We start from the raw sequence: 4,879 nt of genomic DNA on the forward strand, positions 1-4,879 counted from the left end.
GTCGCAGCGTGACACGGCCGTGGCCGAACGCGACAGCGCGGTGGCCGCCCGGGAGGCGGCGCTGGCCGAGGCGGCGGCGCTGCGCCGGCGGGTGGACGAGCTGACCGTCCAGGTCGGACAGCTGGCCGGCACGCTGACCGCGTTGACCGCGCAGCTGACCCGTGCTCCTGCCCAGCCGTCAGCGGGCGGCGATGAGCTGGAACAGCCGCGCGGTCAGGACGTAGGGCATCCGGTCGGATAGCGCGATCTCCAGGCGCTCCAGCTCGGCGAAGAACGTGGCGTCGTACTTGCGCTGGTCGTCGGGGATGTAGTCGCAGATGGAGCGGATGCCGTAGTGGCCGAGCACGCCCACGCCCAGGCGGCGAAGGATCGCGCTGACCTCCTCGGCGGTGCGCGGGAACATCGGCGTGCCGAACGTCTTGGTGAAGTGGCGTGAGGCGTCCAGCGACTCGTAGGCGCCTGCCAAGTCCATGTCGCGCACGGCCATGCGCATCGGCTCGGAGTGGGCGTTGGCCGCCAGCACGCTCAGCAGCCCGCCGGGGCGCAGCGGCTCGAGCACCGTGACCAGAGTCGACTCCACATCGGACACGTACTGCAGCAGGTTGTGGCACAGCACCAGGTCGTAGGCGCCGGGCTCCACGACGTCGCCGAGTTTGGCCACATCGGACTCCACACAGGTGACGCGGTGCCCGACGCCGGTGCTGTCGGCCAGCGACCGGGCCGAGGCGAGCATCTCGGCCGAGTAGTCCACGACGGTCACCTCGTGCCCGTCGGCGGCCATGCGCACCGCTTCGACCCCGTTGCCGCCGGCAACGTCGAGCACCCGCAGCGGGCGCCCGTCGAGGTGGCGCGACAGGTTGTGTTCGGCAAGCGTGTAGCGCAGCCTGCCCCACGGCGCGTCCTGCCACTGGCGCCAGGCGGCCAGTGCCGCACCGAAAATCTCGGAGGCCGGTTCAGCCATGCCCAGAACCCTAGCCGTGCAACTGTCCGCCCCGATAGTGTCTGCGGCAAAGCACCTGATAGTGGACGTCGTCGCTGTCGGCTGCGGTGTCGCCCACGACGATCTGCTCCCCCTCGCGCACCACCGTGCCGCCCACGACGCGGGCGTTGAGCCGGCCGGGGCGCCCGCACCAGCACAGCACCTCCACCTGCAGCCGGTGGGTCCGGTCGGCCAGTTCGAACAGCCGCTTGGACGCCGGGAACAGCTCGGAACGGAAGTCGCTGGCCAGGCCGAAGGCGTACACGTCCACACCGGACTCGTCGACCAGATCGGCCAGCTGCTCGATCTGGGCCACGGTGTAGAAGCAGGCCTCGTCGCAGATCAGATAGTCGATCGGCGCCGGCTGGCGGCGCACCAGCTCGACCAGGTCCAGGTCGGGCCACACCTCCACGGCCTTGGCGGCCAGCCCGATGCGCGTGGTGACCTGCGGCTGGCCGGAGCGGTCCAGCCGGGTCAGCACGAGCCCACGCCGGCCCTGGCGGGCGTGGTTGTGGTCCATCTGCAGGGCCAGCGTGGACTTGCCGCAGTCCATGGGGCCCCAGAAGAAAGTCAAGCTGGCGGACATGGCCCGCCAGCCTATTACAACCGTGGTGGTGGATTGTTGCCGGCCGCGACGATGCCGCGCCGGATCGGTACCAGCAAAAGAAGCACAAAGCCGATGATGAAGGGGATGAGCACGGAGACGATGCCGACGCGGTAGCTGCCGGAGAACTGGAACACGGCCGTGAACAGCAGCGGCCCGATCCAGCTGGTGCCCTTGTCGGAGATCTCGTAGAAGCCGAAGTATTCGGCTTCTTTGCCCTTGGGGATCAGCTGGGAGAACAGCGACCGGGACAGGGCCTGGCTGCCGCCGAGCACCAGGCCGACGGTGGCGCCCAGCGCCATGAACGGGCCCGGCGCGCCCTCCGGCAGGGAGAACGCCGCCCCGACGATGGCCGTCCACAGCACCAGGCTGATCAGCACGGTCTTCTTCGCGCCGATGCGCTGGGCCAGCGCGCCCATGCCCAGCGCCCCGCCGAACGCGAGGAACTGGATGATCAGGATGGTGATGATGAGCGTGTCCTGGGACAGCTTGAGCGCCTCGGTGCCGTAGATGCTCGACACGTTGATCACCGTCTGGATGGCGTCGTTGTAGACCAGGTAGGCGCCGAGGAAGAGCAGGGTGATCGGGTACGCGCGGATGCCCTTGAGGGTGTGGCGGAGTTGTTTGAACCCGTCGGTGAGCACGTTGCCGCGGGCCACCCCCTCCAGCGGGGGCCGGTCACGCAGCCGCATGAGCGGCAAGAGGGTGAACAGGCCCCACCAGATTCCGGCCGAGGCCATGGACAGGCGCACCACCAGGCTGGTGCCGAGCCGGTCCTCCAGCAGCTGCAGCGCGGCCAGGTTGACCACGAGCAGCAGCCCGCCGCCCAGGTAGCCGAACGCCCAGCCGTAGCTGGACACCTTGTCGCGCTGGTCTTCGGGGCACAGCTGGGGCAGGAACGACTGGTACACCACGATGCTGGCGGCGAAAGCGACCGTGGCCACGATGGTCAGCGCGGCGCCCAGCCACAGCCGCCCGGCGTCGACGAAGAAGAACCCGCACGTGGCGCCGGCGCCGATGTAGGCGAAGATGCCCAGCAGCCGCCGCTTGTGCGCCGACCGGTCGGCGATCGCCCCGATGACCGGCAGGATCAGCACGTTGATGCCCACGGCGACGCTCAGGATGAGGGTGTAGAACCCGCCGGCCTTGAAGTCGATGCCGGCGAAGTGAAACAGCGTGGCGGCCTGGCAGGCGTCGGTGTTGTCGGGGCATCCGGCCGCGCTGCGGGCGATGGCCGACAGGTACGGGCCCAGGAACACCGCCACGATGGTGGCGGAGAAGGCGGAGTTGGCCCAGTCGTAGAAATACCAGCCCACTCGTTCACGCTTGGTGCTCTCTCCATAGGCAGGAGCCGTCATTTCCACAACCCTCGATCGGTGAAGACGTCCTTCAGGATGTTGATGCGATCGGTCATGATGCCATCTACACCGAGATCAAGTAACCCCGCCATTTCGTCAGGATCGTCGACGGTCCACACGTGTACCTGAAGGCCGAGCGCGTGTGCCAGGGCGAGGAAACGCCGGTCGACCACGCGCAGCCGCCGATGGCGCACCGGAACCTGCACGGCGACGACCGAGGCGGGCATGCTGACCTTGGCCCCGATGCGGGAGGCGGCCCACAGCCGGGCGACCTCGCGCTGCCCCAAGGATGTGGCGATTTTATTTGCGGTCAAAGCACGCAGGCGGCGCAGCCGGGTGTCCGAAAAGGACGCCAGCAGCACGCGGTCGTGCGCGCCGGTGGCCTCGATGGCCGCCACGGTCGGGGTCACGGCCGCGTCGGCCTTGACGTCGATGTTGAATTTGATGCCGGGCCACCGGTCGAGGACCTCGTCCAGCCGCGGGGCCGGGCCGCCGGGCGGTGGCGTGCGCAGCAGGTCTTGATAGGACAATGCGGGGTCGGGTGGGTCGTGAATGAGCACCGGCACGCCGTCGGCGGTGGCGTGCACGTCGGTCTCCACATAGCGGTAACCAGCGGCGATGGCGCGGGCGAAGGCCTCGGCCGTGTTCTCGTCGCCCTCGGCGGCCCCGCCGCGGTGGGCGAAGGCGAGCGGCGGCTCTTCCAGGTATGCCACCGGGGCAGAATTGCATATTGGGATTTGTATGGGTGGTCGGCTCGCCAACATCTGGTGACATCCTGCAGAATGTCGCCGAACCATTACGTCGAGATTAGTCGATCTCTGTGGAGGTGGCATTGGCGGCCGAATCCCCCAACGAATGGGTGCGAAGGCTCTCCCCCATGGAGAAAGCGCTGCTGGAGCGATTGGCCTCCGGCAGCACCATCTCCGCCGCCGCGACCGCCGAGTTCCTGTCGCTGCGCACGGCCAACCGGAGGATCGCCGATCTGCGCCGCCGGGCGGGTGTGAGCACGACCCGGGAACTAGTTGGCATCTACCGAACGCATCGGGACCGGTGAGTCCTTGTCGTTCGGGTGCGGCCGGTCGAGCTGACGCCAGCTCGGCCAGATCAGTGGGCTCAGGGTAACGAGCAGGTACGCGGCGCCGAAGGCCAGCAGCGCCGCGCCTACTCCCAGGCCCTGTGCCGCCAGGCCGCCCAGCAGCGCGCCCAGCGGGATGCCTGCCCAGCCCAGAGCGGTGGCGATGCCCTGCACCCGGGCCATCAGGTGCTCGGGCACCCGCTCGTAGAACAGCGCCCCGGTGATCGGGTTGACCGCGGCCATGCCCAGGCCGGCCACGAACGACACCGCGAACACGATCCACGTCTGATCGGCCACGGCGGCCGCGACATAGCGTGGTGCGCCGCCGACGAGGAATCCGAGGGTGAAAACCGCATATCTGGGTACCCGCGAAGCCAGCGCCGTGAACACGACGTTGCCCAGCACCGCGCCCAGCGCGAAGCACCCCGACACCAGCCCCAGCGCCACCGGTTGCCCGATGCGGCCGGCCCACACCGGGATCAGCACCGAGCCGTAGGCCGCGTCGAACAGGTTGGTGGCGAAGAACACCAGCAGCATCGCGGCCAGGAACCGGTCGCGGCGCAGGAAGTCCAGCCCGCCGCGGATCGCCGTGACGTACGGCTCCCGCGGCTGTCCGTCCACTGTGGACGCCAGGCGCGGCACGAGCCCGGCCACCAGCGCGGCGCCGGCCAGGAAGCTGGCCGCGTCGATGAGCAGCACGCCGCTTGCCCCGGCCACGGCGATGAGCACGCCGGCCACCGGCGCGCCGATCAGCGTGGCCAGCCGGCTGACCCCGTCGCTCAGTGCGGCCGCGCGGGTGCTGTCCACGCCGCAGGCCTTGGCGGTGCGCGGGAACAGCACCCGCTTGCTCAGGTCGCCGCAGC

Annotated in this window: 7 protein-coding genes; 2 read left to right on the top strand and 5 right to left on the bottom strand. The window is 69.4% G+C overall.

Features of this window, described 5'->3' with window-relative positions; all coding sequences use genetic code 11:
* Positions 1-241, top strand: a 241-nt coding sequence (locus tag DM816_RS40110; RefSeq protein ID WP_162908345.1) for a hypothetical protein, incomplete at its 5' end; no start/stop codon positions are given.
* On the opposite strand, the gene DM816_RS40115 is transcribed toward DM816_RS40110, so the two are convergent.
* The 4 genes from DM816_RS40115 to DM816_RS40130 are packed head-to-tail and all read right to left on the bottom strand — an operon-like array spanning position 179 to position 3,705.
* The gene (locus DM816_RS40115; protein WP_117215691.1) at positions 179-961 is read right to left on the bottom strand and encodes a methyltransferase domain-containing protein; all 783 of its coding nucleotides are present in this window, start codon (positions 959-961) and stop codon (positions 179-181) included. The two genes, DM816_RS40110 and DM816_RS40115, sit on opposite strands and share 63 nt — an antisense overlap.
* 10 nt (positions 962-971) lie before the next feature.
* Entirely contained in the window at positions 972-1,565 is a 594-nt protein-coding gene (locus DM816_RS40120; RefSeq protein ID WP_117215692.1) for a thymidine kinase, read from the bottom strand.
* Between the two features lie 14 nt (positions 1,566-1,579).
* Complete coding sequence (locus DM816_RS40125; RefSeq protein ID WP_117215693.1) at positions 1,580-2,941, bottom strand: MFS transporter; 1,362 nt, start codon at positions 2,939-2,941, stop codon at positions 1,580-1,582.
* Positions 2,938-3,705 carry a glycerophosphodiester phosphodiesterase family protein gene (locus tag DM816_RS40130; protein ID WP_117215694.1) on the bottom strand — a complete coding sequence of 256 codons (768 nt, stop codon included), beginning with the start codon at positions 3,703-3,705 and terminating at the stop codon, positions 2,938-2,940. Before DM816_RS40130 ends, DM816_RS40125 begins: the two co-directional genes overlap by 4 nt.
* A 113-nt stretch (positions 3,706-3,818) precedes the next feature.
* On the opposite strand from DM816_RS40130, the gene DM816_RS40135 reads away from it, so the two are divergent.
* Positions 3,819-3,995: a hypothetical protein gene (locus tag DM816_RS40135; protein WP_246002681.1), complete on the top strand. Its 177-nt coding sequence runs from the start codon at positions 3,819-3,821 to the stop codon at positions 3,993-3,995.
* Here the strand turns inward: DM816_RS40135 and DM816_RS40140 are convergent.
* A partial coding sequence (locus tag DM816_RS40140; RefSeq protein WP_162908346.1) for an MFS transporter occupies positions 3,960-4,879 on the bottom strand: 920 nt, incomplete at its 5' end. The two genes, DM816_RS40135 and DM816_RS40140, sit on opposite strands and share 36 nt — an antisense overlap.

The organism is Allorhizocola rhizosphaerae (assembly GCF_003426775.1).
In the GTDB taxonomy this organism is placed as follows: domain Bacteria; phylum Actinomycetota; class Actinomycetes; order Mycobacteriales; family Micromonosporaceae; genus Allorhizocola; species Allorhizocola rhizosphaerae.

Excerpts from the sequence above, each read along its gene's own strand:
- DM816_RS40130 (WP_117215694.1), bottom strand. The coding sequence starts at position 3,705 with ATGTTGGCGAGCCGACCACCCATACAAATCCCAATATGCAATTCTGCC.
- DM816_RS40120 (WP_117215692.1), bottom strand. The coding sequence starts at position 1,565 with ATGTCCGCCAGCTTGACTTTCTTCTGGGGCCCCATGGACTGCGGCAAG.
- DM816_RS40135 (WP_246002681.1), top strand. The coding sequence starts at position 3,819 with ATGGAGAAAGCGCTGCTGGAGCGATTGGCCTCCGGCAGCACCATCTCC.
- DM816_RS40115 (WP_117215691.1), bottom strand. The coding sequence starts at position 961 with ATGGCTGAACCGGCCTCCGAGATTTTCGGTGCGGCACTGGCCGCCTGG.
- DM816_RS40125 (WP_117215693.1), bottom strand. The coding sequence starts at position 2,941 with ATGACGGCTCCTGCCTATGGAGAGAGCACCAAGCGTGAACGAGTGGGC.